The sequence below is a fragment of the Arthrobacter antibioticus genome (genome assembly GCF_030063205.1).
Classification (GTDB): Bacteria; Actinomycetota; Actinomycetes; order Actinomycetales; family Micrococcaceae; genus Specibacter.
Genome location: NZ_JASISQ010000004.1, coordinates 106,918 through 125,718, shown reverse-complemented (window position 1 = coordinate 125,718; position 18,801 = coordinate 106,918). Strand labels below are relative to the sequence as shown.

At 56.9% G+C, this 18,801-nt stretch carries 21 protein-coding genes; 10 read left to right on the top strand and 11 right to left on the bottom strand.

What is annotated here, in order from left to right; all coding sequences use genetic code 11:
• Nucleotides 1-84: 84 nt before the first annotated feature.
• Together QMG40_RS10385 and QMG40_RS10380 are read right to left on the bottom strand one after the other, a co-directional pair.
• Nucleotides 85-933, bottom strand: coding sequence for a glutamate ABC transporter substrate-binding protein (locus QMG40_RS10385; RefSeq protein ID WP_283531196.1), 849 nt, complete (start codon nt 931-933; stop codon nt 85-87).
• A 147-nt stretch (nt 934-1,080) separates the two neighbouring features.
• Nucleotides 1,081-1,839: an amino acid ABC transporter ATP-binding protein gene (locus tag QMG40_RS10380; protein WP_283530977.1), complete on the bottom strand. Its 759-nt coding sequence runs from the start codon at nt 1,837-1,839 to the stop codon at nt 1,081-1,083.
• A gap of 121 nt (nt 1,840-1,960) precedes the next feature.
• Here QMG40_RS10380 and QMG40_RS10375 point away from each other — a divergent pair, with 121 nt between their 5' ends.
• The 5 genes from QMG40_RS10375 to QMG40_RS10355 all read left to right on the top strand — a co-directional run bounded on the left by QMG40_RS10375 (nt 1,961) and on the right by QMG40_RS10355 (nt 5,329).
• A complete protein-coding gene (locus tag QMG40_RS10375) occupies nt 1,961-2,737 on the top strand; it encodes an LOG family protein (protein WP_283530976.1) in 777 nt (258 codons plus the stop codon).
• A gap of 60 nt (nt 2,738-2,797) precedes the next feature.
• The gene (locus tag QMG40_RS10370) at nt 2,798-3,160 is read left to right on the top strand and encodes a DivIVA domain-containing protein (protein ID WP_283530975.1); all 363 of its coding nucleotides are present in this window, start codon (nt 2,798-2,800) and stop codon (nt 3,158-3,160) included.
• Nucleotides 3,150-3,731, top strand: coding sequence for a DNA-3-methyladenine glycosylase I (locus tag QMG40_RS10365; protein ID WP_283530974.1), 582 nt, complete (start codon nt 3,150-3,152; stop codon nt 3,729-3,731). The genes QMG40_RS10370 and QMG40_RS10365 overlap by 11 nt, the downstream gene beginning before the upstream one ends.
• Nucleotides 3,732-3,738: 7 nt before the next feature.
• The gene (locus tag QMG40_RS10360; RefSeq protein ID WP_283530973.1) at nt 3,739-5,010 is read left to right on the top strand and encodes a hypothetical protein; all 1,272 of its coding nucleotides are present in this window, start codon (nt 3,739-3,741) and stop codon (nt 5,008-5,010) included.
• Nucleotides 5,011-5,161: 151 nt separating this feature from the next.
• Nucleotides 5,162-5,329 carry a DUF3117 domain-containing protein gene (locus QMG40_RS10355; protein WP_283531195.1) on the top strand — a complete coding sequence of 56 codons (168 nt, stop codon included), beginning with the start codon at nt 5,162-5,164 and terminating at the stop codon, nt 5,327-5,329.
• Between the two features lie 142 nt (nt 5,330-5,471).
• Here the strand turns inward: QMG40_RS10355 and QMG40_RS10350 are convergent, their stop codons facing one another.
• Nucleotides 5,472-6,104 carry an O-methyltransferase gene (locus QMG40_RS10350; RefSeq protein ID WP_283530972.1) on the bottom strand — a complete coding sequence of 211 codons (633 nt, stop codon included), beginning with the start codon at nt 6,102-6,104 and terminating at the stop codon, nt 5,472-5,474.
• Nucleotides 6,105-6,293: 189 nt separating this feature from the next.
• Here QMG40_RS10350 and sigE point away from each other — a divergent pair, with 189 nt between their 5' ends.
• Both sigE and QMG40_RS10340 read left to right on the top strand, forming a co-directional pair.
• The gene (sigE, locus tag QMG40_RS10345) at nt 6,294-6,941 is read left to right on the top strand and encodes an RNA polymerase sigma factor SigE (protein ID WP_283530971.1); all 648 of its coding nucleotides are present in this window, start codon (nt 6,294-6,296) and stop codon (nt 6,939-6,941) included.
• A 108-nt stretch (nt 6,942-7,049) separates the two neighbouring features.
• Nucleotides 7,050-7,481 (top strand): twin-arginine translocase TatA/TatE family subunit, encoded by a 432-nt coding sequence (locus tag QMG40_RS10340; RefSeq protein WP_283530970.1) that lies wholly within the window; start codon nt 7,050-7,052, stop codon nt 7,479-7,481.
• Between the two features lie 29 nt (nt 7,482-7,510).
• Here QMG40_RS10340 and QMG40_RS10335 read toward each other — a convergent pair whose 3' ends face one another.
• Genes QMG40_RS10335 through QMG40_RS10325 form a run of 3 tightly spaced genes read right to left on the bottom strand, consistent with a single transcriptional unit; the run spans nt 7,511 to nt 10,595 of the window.
• Nucleotides 7,511-8,638, bottom strand: coding sequence for an Mrp/NBP35 family ATP-binding protein (locus tag QMG40_RS10335; RefSeq protein WP_283530969.1), 1,128 nt, complete (start codon nt 8,636-8,638; stop codon nt 7,511-7,513).
• A gap of 12 nt (nt 8,639-8,650) precedes the next feature.
• On the bottom strand, nt 8,651-9,274 hold the full coding sequence (locus tag QMG40_RS10330; protein WP_459252996.1) for a DUF1003 domain-containing protein: 624 nt from the start codon (nt 9,272-9,274) through the stop codon (nt 8,651-8,653).
• A 37-nt stretch (nt 9,275-9,311) separates the two neighbouring features.
• The gene (locus tag QMG40_RS10325; protein WP_283530967.1) at nt 9,312-10,595 is read right to left on the bottom strand and encodes a magnesium transporter MgtE N-terminal domain-containing protein; all 1,284 of its coding nucleotides are present in this window, start codon (nt 10,593-10,595) and stop codon (nt 9,312-9,314) included.
• A gap of 134 nt (nt 10,596-10,729) precedes the next feature.
• Here QMG40_RS10325 and QMG40_RS10320 point away from each other — a divergent pair, with 134 nt between their 5' ends.
• On the top strand, nt 10,730-11,623 hold the full coding sequence (locus QMG40_RS10320) for a general stress protein (RefSeq protein WP_283530966.1): 894 nt from the start codon (nt 10,730-10,732) through the stop codon (nt 11,621-11,623).
• Between the two features lie 711 nt (nt 11,624-12,334).
• On the opposite strand, the gene QMG40_RS10315 is transcribed toward QMG40_RS10320, so the two are convergent.
• On the bottom strand, nt 12,335-12,826 hold the full coding sequence (locus tag QMG40_RS10315) for a GNAT family N-acetyltransferase (RefSeq protein WP_283530965.1): 492 nt from the start codon (nt 12,824-12,826) through the stop codon (nt 12,335-12,337).
• A gap of 253 nt (nt 12,827-13,079) precedes the next feature.
• Between QMG40_RS10315 and QMG40_RS10310 the strand changes: the two genes are divergently transcribed.
• Nucleotides 13,080-13,598, top strand: a complete 519-nt coding sequence (locus QMG40_RS10310; RefSeq protein ID WP_283530964.1) for a GNAT family N-acetyltransferase — start codon at nt 13,080-13,082, stop codon at nt 13,596-13,598.
• Nucleotides 13,599-13,964: 366 nt separating this feature from the next.
• Here the strand turns inward: QMG40_RS10310 and QMG40_RS10305 are convergent, their stop codons facing one another.
• The 4 genes from QMG40_RS10305 to QMG40_RS10290 form a co-directional block, all read right to left on the bottom strand.
• The gene (locus QMG40_RS10305) at nt 13,965-14,477 is read right to left on the bottom strand and encodes a GNAT family N-acetyltransferase (RefSeq protein ID WP_283530963.1); all 513 of its coding nucleotides are present in this window, start codon (nt 14,475-14,477) and stop codon (nt 13,965-13,967) included.
• Nucleotides 14,478-14,582: 105 nt separating this feature from the next.
• The gene (locus QMG40_RS10300; RefSeq protein ID WP_283531194.1) at nt 14,583-14,927 is read right to left on the bottom strand and encodes an N-acetyltransferase; all 345 of its coding nucleotides are present in this window, start codon (nt 14,925-14,927) and stop codon (nt 14,583-14,585) included.
• 8 nt (nt 14,928-14,935) lie between these two features.
• Nucleotides 14,936-15,121, bottom strand: coding sequence for a hypothetical protein (locus QMG40_RS10295; protein WP_283530962.1), 186 nt, complete (start codon nt 15,119-15,121; stop codon nt 14,936-14,938).
• Nucleotides 15,122-16,196: 1,075 nt separating this feature from the next.
• Nucleotides 16,197-17,771, bottom strand: coding sequence for an aminopeptidase P family protein (locus tag QMG40_RS10290; RefSeq protein WP_283530961.1), 1,575 nt, complete (start codon nt 17,769-17,771; stop codon nt 16,197-16,199).
• A gap of 139 nt (nt 17,772-17,910) precedes the next feature.
• Between QMG40_RS10290 and QMG40_RS10285 the strand changes: the two genes are divergently transcribed.
• Complete coding sequence (locus QMG40_RS10285; protein ID WP_283530960.1) at nt 17,911-18,759, top strand: PHP domain-containing protein; 849 nt, start codon at nt 17,911-17,913, stop codon at nt 18,757-18,759.
• Nucleotides 18,760-18,801: the final 42 nt, after the last annotated feature.

Here is an 18,801-nt window from a genome sequence, read left to right as displayed (position 1 = left end):
TGCAGCGTCGCTTTCAGTGAATTGGCTAGCGGAAAATCGGTGGTGCCGTGGCCATGGCCACAGCACCACCGATTAGGGGACTATTTAGTACTGGTCAACCTTGGGCTGCTGAACCTTGGTGCCGGACTTGCCAAGCGTGGAATCAAAGATCTTTGTCCACGTCGCGTTGCCGTCAGTGAGGGTGGTGTTTAAGTGTGTGCGCAAAGTTGTGTCACCCAAAGGCAAACCAACGCCGTAGTTCTCCGTGGTGAACGGTTCGCCAACAACCTTCAGGAGTTCAGGCTCCTGCGATGCAAAGCCGAGCAAGATGGCCTGGTCGGTGGTGACTGCGTCCACGTCGCCGTTCTTCAGCGCCTCAACACACTTGGAGTACAAATCAAATTCCACCGGGGTGGCCTCCGGGAAGTTCTCCCGGATGTTCTGAATGGGGGTTGAACCGGTAGCGGAGCAAACCTTCTTCCCGGCCAAGTCCTTCTCACTCTTGATGTCTTCGTTCTTCTTGGCGACCAGCAGGCCCTGACCCGTGATGAAATACGGTCCCGCAAAGTCAACGAGCTTCTTGCGCTTGTCAGTGATGGAGTAGGTGCCAACATAAAGGTCTACGTCACCTTTGGCCAACGCTGTTTCACGGGTTGCGGAAGGGATTGACTTAAACTCAATTTTATCCGCCGCGACACCTAGCGAGGCAGCCATCCATGTGGCGATTTCGATGTCAAAGCCGCTGTACTTGCCCGTGGCTGCGTCGAGGAAGCCCAATCCTGGCTGATCGGGCTTAACGCCGATACGAATGGTTCCATCTGCCTTGATTTTGTCGAAGGTGGGGCTGCCAGTCAGCGCCACATCTTTGGCTACTTCGAAGGCGGGCGCGTCGCCGGCGCCTCCTCCGGCAGAGTCTCCGCCGCCTGCGGTGTCCGCGCCGCCACAGCCAGTCATGGCCAGAGCTGCGGCTGTCAGCACAGCCGCGAAACCGAGGCTTTTGCTACTAAAAAAGTTCTTCAAGGGGGTTCCTTTCATAATCGGCCACCATTGGCCGGTGTAGTGAACGGCTGAAACAGCCGGAAAATTTCAAAAAGCTGCAAGTTATCCGTTGGTGAGGATTTTGGACAGGAAGTCCTTGGCCCTTGCCGTTTGCGGGTTGGTGAAGAATTCATTCGGTGTGGCTTCTTCAACGATCTGTCCATCAGCCATGAAGATGACACGGTCAGCGGCTTTGCGTGCAAAACCCATCTCGTGGGTGACAACCACCATTGTCATCCCTTCCTTGGCCAACTCGACCATGACATCCAGGACCTCATTGATCATTTCGGGGTCGAGGGCGCTGGTGGGCTCATCAAAAAGCATGACCTTTGGCTTCATCGCCAACGCACGGGCAATTGCCACGCGCTGTTGCTGCCCACCTGAAAGTTGAGCGGGCAACTTTGCGGCCTGGTGACCCACGCCTACCCGCTCCAACAGTGACAAGGCGAGCTTTTCGGCGTCGGCCTTGGACATGCCCTTGACCTTGATCGGACCAAGGGTGACGTTTTCCAAAATTGTTTTGTGCGCAAATAAATTAAAGGACTGGAACACCATGCCAACGTCGGCACGCAGGTTGGCAAGCTGTTTGCCTTCCTTGGGGAGTTCCTTGCCTTCAATGGTGATGGAACCGGAGTCAATGGTTTCCAGCCGATTGATGGCACGGCACAATGTTGATTTGCCGGATCCGGATGGACCAATGACAACCAGGACTTCACCCTTGGCAACGTGCAAATTAATATCTTTGAGCACATGGAGGGCGCTGTAATGCTTATTGACAGCTTTAAGCTCCACGAGCGCAGGAGCATGTGCGGAATTTGTCATGCACTGAATCTACCGAGTTTCTTGAGCTCCGGTAAACGATTTGCCCATGTTGTTACGGATCGTAACGGTAACGAGACAATGTGAGTCAGGACACCGCAGCTTTTCACGTACCCTTGGTGGCATGAGCGCAGCTACAGGACCCAACAGGCCCATCCGTCCCGAACTTCGGCGGTTCGGTTTCTGGCGCAAAAACGGCGCCAGCCATGAAACCGCTGACGCCCGACTCCTGGAAACCCCTCCCAGCAGCGATTTCACCCACACGGACCCGTGGCGGGTAATGCGCATTCAAAGCGAATTTGTGCAGGGTTTTGACGCGCTGGCTGACATAGGTCCCGCGATCAGTGTGTTTGGTTCAGCGCGGACCAAGCGCGATTCCCCCTATTACGCGGCGGGGGTTGAGGTTGGCCGGCTGTTGGTGGAAGCCGGCGTAGCCGTCATTACAGGTGGCGGACCCGGCTCCATGGAAGCTGCCAACCGTGGTGCCTGCGAAGCTGGTGGACTCTCGATCGGGTTAGGCATTGAACTCCCCTTTGAAGAAGGCATGAACGAATGGGTGGGCCTGGGAGTGGATTTCCGCTACTTCTTTGCCCGCAAAACCATGTTTGTGAAATACGCCCAAGGCTTTGTGGTTCTCCCTGGCGGTCTTGGCACACTGGATGAGCTGTTTGAAGCCATGGTTCTTGTGCAGACAAGTAAAGTCAGCCAGTTCCCCATTATTTTAGTTGATAGCGTCTTCTGGGGGCCGCTGCTGGATTGGATCAAGAACGTCATGGTGGAGCAGGGCCTTGTCTCGGCCAAAGATCTGGACATCATCTCTCTTGTGGATACCGCCGAGGAAGCCGTGGAATTGGTGATGGCAGGAAAAGCCGGGGCAAGAGTTGCCGCCCGTGAAGGCTAATGCACCTGTGGCTGGATGCAATACGGTTTTTTTCTTCTACCAATCTGGCACGATGGTCTCGTGAGCTATTTCCTGATCTTTCTTGCTGTAGTAGTGATAGCTGCAGCCGCCTTTTATGTGGTGGGGCTAAACAAACCTGGCGCCACGGCGGACATCTATCAGGACGCCATGGCACAACCTGTAGCGAATCTGCCACCCGTGCTGCTGCCCAAAGCCCCTGTGTCGGCTGATGTAGACAGACTGCGATTCTCCTTGGGGTTGCGCGGGTACCGTATGGACCAAGTAGACGAGGTCCTGGATCACCTGCGCGACGAGCTGGCGGCCAAGGACCTGCGCATTGCCGAACTTGAAGCGGGCGCTCCTGAAGCGGAGGCTCCTGATACGGAGGCTCCTGATACGGGCGCGGCCAGCCGTGAGCGGTGACGGGACAAGGCGCTGCGCCTGGACGGGGATCGAAAATGATGAGCAATATCAGCGATATCATGATGCCGAGTGGGGCAGAGCCGTTGAAGGAGAAAACGAGCTGTACGAGCGGCTGAGTCTCGAGGCTTTCCAGTCCGGGCTGAGTTGGATCACTATTCTGCGGAAACGTGAGGCTTTCAGACGAGCGTTCTGCAACTTTGACCCGATTATTGTGGCGCAGTTTGGTCATGAGGACGTTGAACGGCTGATGCTAGACGCTGCCATTGTGCGTAACCGCCTGAAGATCAACGCCACCATAGGCAATGCAAGGGCGCTGCTTAGACTACCTGCCGGAATCACGTTGGCAACAATTATTGCCGAGCATGCACCGGTGGTGGCCCGTGGGCCCGAGGAAGCTGTTCCTGGGCAAACAGCTGAGTCCAAACAGCTGGCGAAGGCATTGAAAGGATATGGTTTTTCCTTTGTGGGTCCCACCACCGCATACGCCACCATGCAGGCGATTGGTGTGGTCAACGACCACCAGGCCGGTTGCTGGCTGGCTGGAAAAACTCAGACGTTGGGGCTTGGATAAGCCAGCTATGACTGCGGCACCTAGCGAGAACGAGAAGGCCGCGGCAACGCAGCACCAGCCAGCGTTGCCTTCTGTCAATGATGCTATCTACGGCTGGTTGTACATAATATTTTCACCGTTACGGAGCGCTCCGTGGTGGGTGAAAGTCTCGCTGATCTATATTGCTGCCCGGATTGTGAGCTACGCGATCCTTGTTGGCGCGGCATGGCATGCAGAGCAGTCGCCGTGGGGTGGGCGGCAGCCGGATTACTTGACGTTTATCAACAGGTGGGATGCGGGTTGGTACGAGAGGATTTTCAACGGCGGTTACCCAACCAGTATTCCGCGCAGTGCCGATGGCACAGCAAGCCCCAACCAATGGGCCTTTTATCCGCTGTTTCCTCTGCTGGCTCGTGGTCTCAATGCCGTTTCAGGACTTAGCTGGCCGCTAGCAGGTGCCACTGTGGCCACCGTCGCCGGTCTCGGAGCAGCCTTGATGATCTACAAACTTTTCCGGAACTTCGCGGCTCCCGGGACGGCGCTGTGGGGTGTGGCCTTTGTTGCCTCTTTTCCCGTCTCGCCCATCCTTCAAGTCCCGTATGCGGAATCGTTGGGGCTCTTCTTCCTGGCTTTAGCGATGCACTTGCTCATCAAGAACAACTATTGGGCGGCCGCGCCCACGGTGCTGCTGCTGTGCCTTTCACGACCGGCAGGGGCGCCATTTGCCGCCGTCGTTCTTTTTCACCTTCTATGGCGCTGGTGGCACAGAAAAAGGGAACCCTTTCCTGCGCGTGAGATGGCCGCGGGTGCTGTCCTGTTGGTTGTCAGCTTGGTGTCGGCGTTCGCTTGGATGCTGATTGCGTGGTGGGTGACGGGGGAACGCAGTGCCTATACCGATACCGAAACTGCGTGGCGCGGCACAAAACTTGTTTTGTTCAAGCCGTGGTTCAACACGGGTGTGGAGCTGGTTGGCGGATTTTGGGGACCTATTTTGCCGATCCTTTTTGTGGCTCTGGCTGCCCTCTACCTCAACTCCAAGGCTGTGCGGAGGATCGGCTTTGAACTGCGGACCTGGTCCGTGATGTACCTGCTGTACTTGCTAGGAGTGCTGCATCCGCAGTCAAGCACCTTCAGGTTGCTGCTCCCATTGTTCCCGTTGGCTCTGGCTGCCGGATTCATTTCAACTTCTAGGGCATACCGCTGGAGCGTCTTAGTGATGTTCACAGTGTTGCAGATCGTGTGGGTCATTTGGTTGTGGCAGTTCTCCGCTATCAGCACCGGAGTAGGATGGCCGCCCTGACACATCACCACCAAGTTTTGCCTTGCGAAGGCCACGATTAGCACCCGGGAGTGGAAGTACGGAATAATGGCTTGTGAGCAATACAACAGAAACGCCTTACTGGGTAAAACCCGGGTGGGGCGGGTATGCACTACGAAAAGGGGAACTCCTGATGGCGGCCATGAAACCTAGAACCGGTGACGGTCCAATGGAAGTGACTAAAGAAGGTCGAAGCTTGATTCTGCGGTTACCCTTGGAAGGCGGCGGACGGCTTGTAGTTGAGATGAACGCCGATGAAGCGCTCAGCCTCAAGGAGTGCCTGGTAGGGGCAACCGAATAACTCTAAGCTTCAGGCTCGTGCGTCATCGAAGCCTCAAAGCAGAGGCTTCATATCAAAAAAATTTAATAAAAGAATCGGCGGTGCAGCTTAAGCTGCCCGCCGATTCTTTTATCAATACCGATTCTTTTTTAGTATCTACTAGTTAGCGCTTGACAGCCAGTAACAGCCCGTCACCGGTAGGTAGCATGGCGCTGATGAGGGAATCGTGTTCTCGGATGAGCTTGCCAACTCTGCGCAACACCACGGTGCTGCTCTCGCGGATGGCAGGATCTGAGACCCGGTCCTTATCCAGTGCATCGTTGATGATCAGGAGCCCACCAGTTTTCAACAGCCTGATGGCCTGGTCAACGTAATCCGGAAAACTTGGTTTATCGGCGTCAATGAACACCAGATCGTAAGCTGCATCAGTCAGGCGCGGCAGAACGTCCTGACCGCGACCGGAAATGGTGCGTGTTCGGTTTGCCGCGGAGCCGGACTCGGTGAAGGCTTCGCGCGCTGCCTTCAAATGGTCCACGTCCGGGTCAATGGTTGTCAGGACCGCACGTGGGCCCAAGCCTCGCAGCAATGCCACACCAGAGACACCCGCACCGGTGCCGACTTCTACTGCGGTTTGCGCCTTCGAGGTCGCAGCTAATACGGTCAATGCCGCTGCTACGCCGGGGCTCACGGCGAACAAACCCAGCTCGTGTGAGCGCTCGCGGGCCCGTCGCAGGACAACGTCTTCCACGGGGAGGCCCTCTGTGTAGGACCAGCTGGTGGATTTATCGGCGCTCATGGATCGTTTTTCCTAAACTGTTGCGGTGACTAGCTCTAGCCTACTGCCTGCACACCCGACGCATTGGCCGCTGCCGTTCAGCAAAATGTCAGCTTCGTTTGACACACTAAGTTCACTAAAGGGAAACGTCCCGTTCCGGAAATTCCATGTTCGGATCAGAAGTAGAAGTCACTGAAGCGAGGTGCAGCGATGAGCTCAGCCGGTACCCCCGTGATTCGTCGTGGCGAAGCAGTCCAAGAACCAGCCACAGTTTCTCCTGAGTGGGTGAGGCCATCGTGGGAAGAAGTGGTCACAAACCATTCAGCGAAAGTCTTTCGGCTGGCGTACCGCCTGACCGGGAACAAGTTCGACGCCGAGGACCTCACTCAGGAGGTCTTTGTACGCGTATTCAAATCTTTGGCAAATTTCAAGCCCGGCACGCTTGACGGCTGGCTGCACCGCATCACCACCAACTTGTTTCTGGATCAGGCACGGCGCAAGCAACGGATTAGATTTGATGTGCTTTCCGAAGACGCAGCAGCACGCTTGCCCGGAAATGACCCGGGCCCGGAGCGCACCTTTGAATTCAACAACCTGGACACTGACGTGGCTGCCGCGTTGGCGGCGCTACCGCCTGACTTTCGTGCCGCCGTCGTACTTTGCGATATGGAAGGCCTCTCCTATGACGAGGTGGCTCATGCCTTGAACGTCAAACTGGGCACTGTTCGCTCACGCATTCACAGGGGCCGGGCCATGCTGCGGGAATCGTTGGTGGACAGGGCACCGGACCGCCGCCGGGATGCGCGCCCTTCGCGCAAATCCCTGCTGTCGCTGCCGCGTATTGCCGGGGTGCGCTAGACTCTGTGCCTGACATGGTGGGCGGGGTGTATCTGACACACTGAATATATTCGCCGCGTTACCGCCCGGAATCGTTGCTTTGAGTATTGAGAGGGTAATCTTCCTAACGTGTTTGGTATCAATACTCCTGAGCTGATCCTGATTGTCATAGTGGCAGTCCTGGTGATTGGCCCTTCGCGGCTTCCCGGATATGTGGAAAAGCTGAAGAACCTCATTCGCGAGGTGCGCAAGATGGCCTCCGGCGCGCGTGAAACCATCAAGGAAGAAGCCGGGGTTGATATCGATGATATTGACTGGAAGAAACTTGATCCTCGCCAGTACGATCCTCGTCGCATCATTCGTGAGGCTTTGCTCGATGACGAGGACATGGACAAAATTAACTCCCTGAAGCTGGCGCCCGGCGCGGCCATCGCCTCCATGATGGGTCAGGATAGTAAAAATGCGCAGGATAAGCCGGTCTCCGGCGGGGGCCCCGCTGACACCCAGATTGAGCGCTTGTCCGAAGGTCAACTGGCTCCGTACGACGTCGAAGCCACCTAAGTTTTCCAGCTGCCCACTCCCAGCGTTGCTTAGCGGGGTGTGACGCCGAGTTTTAGCCCGGCCAGCCCGCGTGGGCGAACAGCAAGTTTTTCTGCAATGGCCAAGAGGCCCGCCGCAGCTGGGGAGTCAGGGTGTGAAAGAACAATAGGCAGCCCGATGTCGCCGCCTTCACGCAACGCAACGTCGATCGGTATCTGGCCCAACAGCTCCACAGGAGCGTTAACAGTTTGGCTCAGTCGCTTGGAGAGAATCTCCCCGCCGCCTGATCCAAACAACTCCATGGTGCTACCATCCGGCAGGGTCAGAAACGACATGTTTTCAATGACCCCTGCCACCTTCTGCCCTGTCTGCACGGCAATGGCACCTGCCCGCTCTGCTACGTCCGCAGCGGCTGCCTGAGGGGTTGTGATGACAATAATTTCTGCCTTGGGCAGCAATTGCGCAACCGAAATTGCCACGTCTCCTGTCCCCGGGGGCAAGTCCAGAAGCAAAATATCCAAGTCGCCAAAATACACATCGCTAAGAAACTGCTCCAACGCCCTATGCAGCATGGGGCCGCGCCAGGCAACAGGCTGATTCCCGGCCACAAACATGCCAATGGAAATGACCTTAACGTCATGGGCAACGGGCGGCAGGATCATCTCATCAACTTTGGTTGGGGCCTGCGTAATCCCCATTAGTCCCGGAATTGAAAAACCGTAAATATCAGCGTCCACAATCCCAACACGCAACCCTTTCGCAGCCAGGGCGCAGGCAAGGTTGACCGTGACGCTTGATTTGCCCACCCCGCCCTTACCGCTGGCTACGGCATAAACACGGGTGAGTGAATCCTCATCGTTGAACACAATTCCGCGCTCAACGGAGTCGCCCTTGAGCTGGCTTTTGAGCTCTGCGCGCTGTTCAGGGGTCATCACTGTCAGCTCCACGTTCACCTCTGTGACGCCGTCAACCCTCATCAAGGCGTTGGTGACGTCCCGTGTGATGGTCTCGCGTAGAGGGCAACCGGAGATTGTCAGCCTGATGACTGCATGAACTCTCCCGTCGTCGAAAGCCTCAACCGATTCAACCATTCCCATTTCCGTGATGGGGCGGCGCAGCTCGGGATCTATAACAGTGGCTAGCGCGGCGAGCAGGACAGGTTCAGACGGGGCGTTCATGGGGTGCAGGCCTTAAGTTTTGGGTGAGCGGTTGGGGTTGGCCGACTTGGACGAGCTTGTTTTTGGGGCAGTGACCTTGATGCTGTTGGTGGCTGGGTTGCGGGTGCGGCGTTCCTTCAGCGTATCTCCCGCGTCTGGGAGCTCGCCATCGGAGGATTCAGCACCGGGGTGCCCCATTCTTGCGGCGGCGTCTTGGAGTGCTGTGAGCTCCTCCAGAAGGTTACGCAGCTCAGAGCGTACGAAGTCGCGCGTTGCCACCTCACGGATGGAAATCCGCAGTGCCGCCACCTCCCGGGTGAGGTATTCGGTGTCGGCCAAGTTCCGTTCATTGCGGGAACGGTCCTGCTCAATTTGTACCCTGTCCCGGTCATCCTGGCGGTTCTGAGCTAAGAGGATCAGGGGTGCCGCGTAGGAAGCCTGAGTGGAAAAGAAGAGGTTCAGCAAGATGAACGGATAAGGATCCCAGCGCAGACTGAACAAACCAATGACGTTGATAGCGATCCAGACGATGACAAAAACGGTCATGTAGAGCAGGAAGTTAGCCGTACCCATGTACCGGGCGAACCGTTCGGCAAAGCGACCAAAAAAGTCAGGATCGCTCGTCAGGCTAGGCAACAGCCGGGACTTAAGCTCCATGGGCGTATCAAGACCGCCGCCCTTTGTGTGGTGCCGCTCAGCCAATGCGTCCTCCTAGTTTTCTAAACGGTGCGCCGTCTTCGTGATTGCGCCAGTCCTCAGGCAACAGATGATCCAACAAGTCATCCACCGTGACAGCACCCACCAAGCGGCCTTCTTTACTGACCACCGGGAGGGAATTGAGGTTGTACGAGGCCATGATGTGGCTGACAGTGCTGATGTCATCTTGGTCTGAAACGGGCTCCAGGTTTTTATCCACTAGGGTGCCCAGCTGTTCCGGGGGCGCGCTGCGCAGCAACTGCTGGATGTGGACCAGGCCAAGGAATCGACCTGTGGGCGTCTCCAGCGGGGGGCGGCAAATAAATATTGCTGAGGCCAGGGCGGGGGAGATGTCTTCACTGCGGACGTGGGCCAGCGCCTCAGCCACCGTGGCTTCAGGGGGCAAAATCACTGGCACGGGTGTCATCAGGGCACCTGCTGTGCCTTCTTCGTACTGGAGAAGACGCCGCACATCCTTGGCTTCATCGGGTTCCATGAGCAACAGCAGCTCTTCTGCCTTGGCCTTGGGAAGATCCGCCAGAAGGTCAGCGGCGTCGTCGGGGTCCATCTCCTCAAGAACATCGGCGGCGCGTTCATTGTCCAAGGCCGAGAGTAGCGTGACCTGGTCATCTTCTGGCAGCTCGGACATGATGTCTGCCAGCCGTTCATCCTGCAACTCGCCGGCAACTTCAACGCGGCGTTTGTCACTCATCTCTTGAAGGGCGTCAGCAAAGTCAGCGGGCTTGAGATCCTCATGGGTGGCCACAAAATAGGTGGCACTTTGAGGTGCCGCAGCGTCATCGGGGCGGGCTTCTGCCCAATCGATGAGCATTGTGTGCCCACGGCGTAGGCCCCGCAGGCGCGATGTCGAAGAGCCCCTGCGTACAAAGAACTTAGTCACAAGCCAGTCACCGTTGCGTTGCTGATCCATAGCTATGTCTTCAATAACTGCGAATCCGCTGCCATCAACGAGCGTCACTTTGCGGTCAAAAATGCCGCCGACCACCAGCTGCTCCGCGCCACGCTGTTCAAAACGTCGCAAATTCACTAGGCCTGTGCAGATGATCTGTGACTGGTCCATGGAGGTCAGCCGGGTCATGGGAACAAAGACGCGCTTCTTGCCCGGCACCTCCACGACGATGCCAACGGCGTGTGGTGCGCTACCCTGGCCGCGTCCCAGAACCACTACATCCCGCAATTTTCCGAGTCTGTCCCCGATGGGATCAAAAACGTCAAGACCCAGGAGTCGGGCGACAAAAATACGGGTTGGTTGTGTACTCACAGATACAGGTTACTTCCCTGCCCGGACAATGAACGGAACATTCTGGTACTTGGTGGCAGGACTTTCATGAACTTTTCGTTTCACCACCAGCGATACTCCAGCAAACGTGCAGGAACATGGTGAACAATAGAGCTATGGCAAACCTCTTTGGACGCACCAGACCCGTGGACGAGGCTCGTATTGTCCCTACGGGGGAAACAATCGGTTCATACACTTCCTATTTGGATGCGCAGAAGGCGGTAGATTATCTGGCGGATGAAAAATTTCCCGTCAGGCACGTTTCTATTGTGGGCAACGATCTAAAGATCGTGGAACGTGTGACAGGTAAACTCAGTTACCCGCGCGTAGCCCTAACGGGTGCCATGACGGGCGCCTGGTTCGGCTTGTTCATTGGCGTAATGCTCTCCTTCTTTGACTCCGCCAGCAACGCCGGTGCGCCATATCTAAATGTTTTCACGGCAGTGCTTCTGGGCGCTGCGTTGTGGATGCTGTTTGCGATTATTGGCTACGCAGCGCAGCGTGGTAAGCGCGACTTCACCTCAACCAACCAGGTTCTGGCCACCAGTTACGACGTTATTGTTACAGCAGATGTGGCCGGAGAGGCGCGGCGCCTGCTGGCACAGCTGCCAATGAACGCGAACGCGCCTCGGCCGCTCCAGCAGCACGCTCAGGGCTCCGGATACCAGGGGCAGGGTCAGGGATATCATCCGCCGGCCCAGCCGCCAAGTGGTGCAGCTCCGACGCCTTCGCGCCCCGAAGGTTGGCACGATCCCTATGCTCCGGCTGAGCCTGTTAACGATGCACAGACATCCGGTGAACGTGGAGAAAACCATGACCGTCCAGGCCAAGCACCGCTGAACGGACCTCGTCGTGGCGAGTTCCCCGACTTGCCGGACGGCCGTCCACAGTACGGCATCCGAGTCCAAGCCCCGGAGCGTTCCGTCCCAGATACACCTCCCGTGACTTCTGGGCCCTCTGATTCAGAGACGTCTACGCAACACCATACTGACCAGGACAAATCAGACTAAGAGGTTCACTCACTGGCTGTCATGGAAGCACTTGGTCAGATACTGCGGCGAGGCTTAGAAGCCTCACCCGACGTCTCCAGAGCGCAGAATGGCCCTCGTGCGTTTGCTTTTGCCTTAGTCCGGGCCCTACTAGTCAGTGACGTGCGCCCGCTCTGTCGGTAAGGGCGGTCAAAGGTCACCGTATGCCTATTGGGTGTGCACCGAGCCGTCGATTCCTAGGAAGAAAAGCGCATCAGCATGTCGATCAAGGAAACAATTCTCGGTGGCCTATTTGGCTTGGCGACCGTGGTTCACTTAGGGACACGACCGGTGTTGGCGATGTCGCATTGACAACCGGTGCCATGCTTGTCGCCGGAATGGCTCCGGCAAGTGCGGTAACTCCTTCTGGAGAGGCAGCGAGTATCCCGGTCATCCAGTAAAACCCCACTACCTACGCGGTTAAGACAGGGAAGAAGGGTGGGCGTGCTGTTGTCCAGCTCATTTTATCCAGCGATGCAGCCTGACGGCACAGCGAGTGGCGCAAAGATGAATGCTGATCTTTGCCAGCAGGATAAATCAACAGTGTGCTTTGAATAACCGTCTCTGGGGAATGGCAGGAGGCCCCCGCATCGGTCTTGCGGGTGGTCCTGGAGGTGTCGCAGCGGGAATCTCCTGAGGGGTGCCTGGAATCGTGGAGCCGTTCATTCTTAAGGTGCGGTTCCGCTGCCAGCCTTATCGGACAAACCGTACTTCGACGACCTCAGGCGAGTCTGGGTCAGTCTTCGTGGAGCCGTCCGGGCGGAAGTTATTGCGTCTATAGAAGGCATGATCCCGCGGGTTCTTTTCGGCGACCCATAGAATGGCCTTGGAATCGCCGAGGACTTCATCAATGAGCATTTGTCCCGCGCCAGTTCCTTGAGCGTGGATCCGTAAGTAGATCATGTAAAGCTCCAACTCGCGTGGAGCGTCAGAGCCTTTAGCGGGTCCCGCTAACGCGAAACCAACAATGTCACCCTCTGTCTCGGCCACTCGAATAACGCGGTTCGGGCGGTTGCTAGAGAGAATCTGAGACCACATACGTTCTCGCTGCGCCAGTGCAACACTTCCGAACCTGCCTTCGGGAAACAGGCTTGCGTATGTTTCGCGCCATGCCTCATTGTGGACGAAGGCCAAAGCGTTGGCCTCCTGCACCTGCGGTACCCTTACACGCGTTGATGTCATCATCCTCAAACAATAGCTTTACGTCATTCTGGCTATTGATCAGGACCGGCGGGTCAGCAGCACCCGCCCCGCGCGGATAAGCATTCCGCGCGATACGTGATGCACCAAAGAATCATCCATGGGCTGATCTTACGGGCGGGTTCACCGCTGGGCGAGCGATAGGTACTGCATCTGGAACGCGTAGGCCTTCGATCTATCGAATGGGAAGCTTCTGAGCGGTGTCCAAAAGCGCAAGGCAGCAGGCTAGGATCTTTTGATGGCTACCCTCATGACTCCCAATGTAATTTTCCAATCCTCTTGGCTAGAATCTGCTGTTGAATTTGGTGGAGCCCACCGGGATGGTGGCGGAGGTGAGGATTGGTCCTTGGCAGACCTCCGGGGTCCGCTGGAATTTGGCCAATTTGTAGAAGAACTTGTTGCTGCCGCCCTACCGGAAAGCCCACGGAAGCCCGGTTATGTGACGTGCACCTATCTGTGGATCGTTGAAGGGGATGTGGTCCTTGGTTCCTTGGCCATCAGACACGAGCTCAATAATTTTGGGCTGAATGTTGGCGGGCACATTGGATACAGTGTGCGGCCATCCGCGCGCCAACGCGGTCACGCCTCCAAGGCGTTGAATGACGCCTTGCCGATCGCCCGCGAGCTGGGTATTTCCCGGGTTCTACTCACCTGCGATGAGGACAATACCGGTTCCCGGGCCACTATTGAAAAGAATGGCGGCATCTACGAAGACAGCCGCAATGGTAAACGCCGCTACTGGATCAACACGCACTAGATTCATGCGGTCTTGGCCCGTCGAAACTTTCAGAAGGTGGCCGCACGAAGGCACTGCACTGCCGACGTTTGAGAATCTGCTGTATTTATGCCCGCTTCGTGGAGGACATTCCTTGCCCACGCACGTGCAGCCGGTGATGGCCTGGGAAGATCAGATGCTCCGTCAAAGATGCTCTCCGACCGAAGGCGGGGATCTTCTGTATCTCCGAGAATTTTGCCGCTAGTTCACTCTGTACTAGTTCACCCTCTCGAAGCCGCGTTTAGTACCGCCTAGATAACCTTCCAGGGCATCCTCCACTGCGAGCATTCCCGGAAGTCAGAGTAGATCACTGGCCGTAGCCGAAGGGCTATCGAGTGGATAAGTTATCTATGATTCCCAGCGAACTTCTCCATCTTCCTCTACAGCTGTGGGATGCAGACCCTGTTTGAGGGCAACACCCATAGAGGCGAGATGCTCCGGATGGATATACGCCACGAAGTTGTCCACTCCACGTGATCGCAACCAATCGCACATCGCGTTCGTGGCTTCAGACGCCATTCCTTGGCCTTGGAAGTTTGGGGAAATCACCCAGGCGATGCAGGCCACGAGTTCAGAGCCGCTTGACTCTACCGTTGCCTGAACAAAGCCAATGGGCGCATCGCTATCCTGCAACTTCACGATCCAGTTGAACCACTCCTGCAAACTGTCGCCAGAGTGGCCAACGGCTTGAATCTCATATCGACGCTGAAGCTGCTCAAGAGAGGGAGCCTCGCCTCCGGTGTATACATAGAGTGAAGCGTCCGCCAAGACCTCAACCATTGCGGATGCATGCTCCACCGAAAGCGGCTCCAAGCGCAAAAGCTCCGATGTAATGGTTTCATCTTGATATCGAACAATCATGTAGCAAGTATCGCAACAGCGCGGGGCAGAGTAATCGCAAGACACCCAATGAAATTCGTTTCTTGCCGGGGGGAGTTCCGACAGGACGCTACCTCTAGTCGGCATCTAAGGGCCCGTAAACCGAACGTCTACTAGGACTAAATATTGCTGAGCTGTACCGGAGGCTACGATTGCTAACGCTCTCCGGTACAAAAATATTGTGAAGCCGGTGGGAACCCGTTCATCAATCTTCCGTTGGCTGTTTCGCTTGCAACAGCAACCAACGCCACCGGTGAAGCTGGTCGTGTGAAATTTCTCAGCCCTGGCAACTTCGGCGAAGCCCCACTGACGATGAAGTTCGATCGATGCTCGGTTGGATAGGTTGACGATGTACCAGGCAGAATTTGCACGTTCCCAGCTCCAGTCCAGTCGCGCTTGAGTCAACGCCCGAGCTATCCCGTGGCGCCTCAACTCCGGGATTACGCTAACACTGCCCAAGTAGTGCCCGTCGGGTGCCTGTCCATCGGCGTACGACCAGCTTTGATATCAATACCGCGTATCGCATCGATGTCACCAAACATGCATATTCTGAGGTCTACGGGACCAGCCACCACTGTGCCCTTTGGGCGTTGGGGTTTGTACTCAGCAAATTCGCTGCCTGTCATCTGTCACCTCTTCCTGCTGTTCAGCTTGACTCCCAGTATTGCCGAATGCTCAGTGCGGTCAACCAAAAGGGCACTGGGCACGTCGTCACCTTCTCGTTTTCAAGGGCCGTAGACCCATCCACGGATTCATACGCGCCGGCGCGCGTTTTCAGTTGGTCAGATACCAGCCTCGAGAATGCCCTTTTATAAGTTTCTTTCAGCCGTGCGGAACCACAGGCAACGCCGGATGCAACAACGGCCCATTTCCATTCGCCAATGCCCCTGTTGAGCCCATCCCCGTTGGAGCAGCGGTAACCGCGGAGCCATTTCATGCTCTCCCTAGTCCATCCTGGCCAGGTGTGAGTGTTGGCATAACCTAGCTCTCGGGATCGCTTCTGGAACAGGCTGATACAGCCAGGGGCTGGCGGGTGACACGTTGGGTCAAGTGCCGGGCACAGGGAACACGATGATGGACTCCTGGCCTGATTTTCAAGGGAGAATACGGTTGGAAAGGGTGCGGTTTTCCACATCGATCAGCGGTCACACGGCGAGATTAGGGTCCCACGTGTTAATTACTTCCCTGCCTCCTAGGCAGGAATCAGGCTGGGGCTGAGGACACTAGTCACCGTTTGTGGGGCCAAGGACCTATCCGGCACTGAACGCACTGGTGCGCAGCAACGAACACGGCGCCCCATCGACTGAACAGGTGCGGCGGCAAAGCCCCGAACAGCGCCTTCCGCATAATGGCGATCCCCACGAAGATCCACCGCTGCCTCAATCGATATTTGGCCCGCCGGATGTTCCGGGCTATGCCTGGTTCAGATTCAAGCACAAACTACTGGGAACGCGGCTTGACGGGCATGGAAGAGTCACTTTTAGGAGCCCATTCTGCTTGGACACATAGTAGGCATCAAGCATCAAGCATCAAGCATCGAGCATCAAGGATCGAGTGGAGGTGTCATTATCTCCAACTTCAACGATGGGGCGTGGAGGTGGAGGTGTCATTATCTCCAACTTCAACGAGGGAGGGCGGACGACGGCGGGTGCCCACCTTTCGCTCAAAGGTGGGCACCCGCCGTCGTCCGGGAGGGCGAAGTTAGCTGCTCAGCTTAGCCATCCACTTTTCTACCTCGTCAGCTTCGCGAGGCAATGCCGCGCTAAGGTTCACGGGACCGTTAGCCGTGATGAGGATGTCATCTTCAATGCGGACGCCATTGCCTCGGTATTCGGCCGGGATGGCCAGGTCCTCGTCCTTGAAGTACAGGCCGGGCTCAATGGTGAAAACCATGCCTTCGGTGATGATCCCGTCCAAGTACAACTCGGCGCGAGCCTGCGCGCAATCATGGACGTCCAAACCCAAATGGTGGCTTGTGCCGTGTGGCATCCACCGGCGGTGCTGCTGACCCTCGGGGGAGAGGGCAACCTCAGCTGTTACCGGCAGCAGACCCCAGCTATTCAGGCGATCTACCAGCACTTCCATGGCTGCCGTGTGTACGTCGCGGAATTTGCGTCCAGGTACGGACACGGCGAAGGCGGCATCAGCTGCATCCAGAACGGCCTGGTAGATCTTGCGCTGAACATCGGAGTACTTACCGTTGATGGGCAAGGTCCGGGTGATGTCCGCCGTGTAAAGGGTATCTGCTTCAACGCCGGCATCCACCAACAGCAGTTCTCCTTCATTGACGGTTCCGCTATTGCGGTTCCAGTGCAGCACTGTGGCGTTGTTACCACAGGCGGCAATGGTGTCATAGCCAAGCTCATTGCCTTCTTCACGGGCGCGAGCAAAGAACGCACCCTCAACCACGCGTTCTCCGCGTTTGTGAGTCACGGCCCGTGGCAGTGCCCGCACAATGTCTTCAAAACCGTTGATGGTTGCAGCAACGGAAATCTTCATCTGCTCGATTTCCCAGCTGTCCTTGATCAGGCGCAGCTCAGAAAGCGCTTCAGCCAATTTGCCATCAAGTTCATCCAGGATGGCAAAATCCATGGTGTCGGGATTCTTGGAGGTGTTATAACGGGCAGTGTCTACAAGGGCGTCGATGTTCTCGTCAACCTTGCGTACCAGGCGGATGGAAACCCCGCCCACGCTTGTCTCACCAGCGTTCTTGGTGATGGCGACTTCCAACTCTGTGACATCTGCTGTGGGCAAACCAAGCTGGGCTTGGAACTCCGGCAGTGTGGGGCGTCGGCCAATCCAGAATTCGCCGCTGCGGGAATCGGCGTAGAAAGCTTTGGTGTCCCGGCCAGCCATGGGGCGGAAGTACAAAGTGGCGTTGTGGTGACCGCCATCGTCGCCCTCACCTTCGGCAACCGGATCGAGCACTAGAACCGCGTCGGGCTCATGGTCAACGCCCAGGCCGGTTAGGTGCGCGAAAGCGGAATGCGGGCGGAAGCGGTAGTCGCAGTCGTTGGAGCGGACCTTCAACGGTCCTGCCGGGATGACAAGGCGTTCAGTCTTGAACTGTTCGGAAACTGCGCGACGGCGGCGGGCGGCATGGTCTGCCACCTCGGCCCGGGCCGGAAGTTCGGCGGATGACGGCGCCCAACTGGCGGCCATGAATGTCCGGAAAGCAGAAGAATCAGGGCGTTGAGAACGGTTGTTCACGCGCTCCTCGAGGGGCTGCTCGCTTGATGGGTCGGTGTGCACGGTGTTTTGCTCAGTCTGGTTCACCCTTCAAGTCTCCCACCGCTTGCGCAAAGGGACAAAGGGAAAGAATCTTTGTGGGTTATTGAGCAGTGTGATCGAACAGTGCCGTTGAGCTGTGTGCGGCGCAGCGTCTGTTGGCCGGGAACCGACGTAGGCTTGGTATGTGAGGATCGATATGCACGCGCATTCCAATGTTTCCGACGGCACACAGAGCCCTGCGGTGCTTGTTGCCGCCGCGGCGCAGGCACAACTGGATGTGATGGCGCTAACTGATCACGATTCCACGGACGGTTGGGCGCAGGCGTTGACTGCCGCCAGCGACTATGGGATCGGTTTGGTTCCCGGCATGGAAGTTTCCTGCAAAACTTCCCAAGGCATCAGTGTCCACCTTCTTTGCTACCTCCACGATCGGAACCATGAAGGCCTGTTGACGGAGATCACCAAAGCCAAAGACTCCCGGCTGACCCGTGCAGAACGCATGGTTGAACGCCTATCCCAGGACTATCCAGTGAACTGGGAAGACGTCAGTGCTCATGTTGCCCCAGGGGCCACTGTTGGCCGCCCACACATAGCCGATGCTTTGGTTGCGGCCGGTATTGTCAGAGACCGCAATGAGGCGTTCGCTAAAATTCTTACCTCCCAGTCTCCTTATTTTTTATCCCACTACGCGCCGGATCCTGTGCGTGCGGTGGAATTGGTGCGCGCAGCCGGTGGCGTCCCGGTTTTTGCACATCCGTTAGCTTCCGCGCGAGGGCGGGTAGTTGCTCCCGAAATTTTCCATGACATGATCGACGCCGGGCTGCTGGGTCTGGAGGTGGAGCACCGCGATAATCCTCCTGAAGGACGCCGCTGGTTGCGGAAGCTGGCGCAGGAACAAGGACTGTTCGTCACAGGGTCCTCCGACTACCACGGCACAGGAAAACCCAACCTCCTGGGTGAAAATCTCACGGAACCCTCAGCGCTGGAGATGATTTTAGAACGGGCCACCGGGGCGCTCGCATACCTTCCTTAGCCTCAGGGCTGGGAGTCTCTGGGCAGGCTCCTCCGCGCAGGG

Coding starts and splice junctions, on each gene's coding strand:
- QMG40_RS10385 (WP_283531196.1), bottom strand. CDS start 933: ATGACTGGCTGTGGCGGCGCGGACACCGCAGGCGGCGGAGACTCTGCC.
- QMG40_RS10380 (WP_283530977.1), bottom strand. CDS start 1,839: ATGACAAATTCCGCACATGCTCCTGCGCTCGTGGAGCTTAAAGCTGTC.
- QMG40_RS10375 (WP_283530976.1), top strand. CDS start 1,961: ATGAGCGCAGCTACAGGACCCAACAGGCCCATCCGTCCCGAACTTCGG.
- QMG40_RS10360 (WP_283530973.1), top strand. CDS start 3,739: ATGACTGCGGCACCTAGCGAGAACGAGAAGGCCGCGGCAACGCAGCAC.
- QMG40_RS10355 (WP_283531195.1), top strand. CDS start 5,162: ATGGCGGCCATGAAACCTAGAACCGGTGACGGTCCAATGGAAGTGACT.
- QMG40_RS10350 (WP_283530972.1), bottom strand. CDS start 6,104: ATGAGCGCCGATAAATCCACCAGCTGGTCCTACACAGAGGGCCTCCCC.
- sigE (WP_283530971.1), top strand. CDS start 6,294: ATGAGCTCAGCCGGTACCCCCGTGATTCGTCGTGGCGAAGCAGTCCAA.
- QMG40_RS10335 (WP_283530969.1), bottom strand. CDS start 8,638: ATGAACGCCCCGTCTGAACCTGTCCTGCTCGCCGCGCTAGCCACTGTT.
- QMG40_RS10330 (WP_459252996.1), bottom strand. CDS start 9,274: ATGGAGCTTAAGTCCCGGCTGTTGCCTAGCCTGACGAGCGATCCTGAC.
- QMG40_RS10320 (WP_283530966.1), top strand. CDS start 10,730: ATGGCAAACCTCTTTGGACGCACCAGACCCGTGGACGAGGCTCGTATT.
- QMG40_RS10315 (WP_283530965.1), bottom strand. CDS start 12,826: ATGATGACATCAACGCGTGTAAGGGTACCGCAGGTGCAGGAGGCCAAC.
- QMG40_RS10310 (WP_283530964.1), top strand. CDS start 13,080: ATGGCTACCCTCATGACTCCCAATGTAATTTTCCAATCCTCTTGGCTA.
- QMG40_RS10305 (WP_283530963.1), bottom strand. CDS start 14,477: ATGATTGTTCGATATCAAGATGAAACCATTACATCGGAGCTTTTGCGC.
- QMG40_RS10295 (WP_283530962.1), bottom strand. CDS start 15,121: ATGACAGGCAGCGAATTTGCTGAGTACAAACCCCAACGCCCAAAGGGC.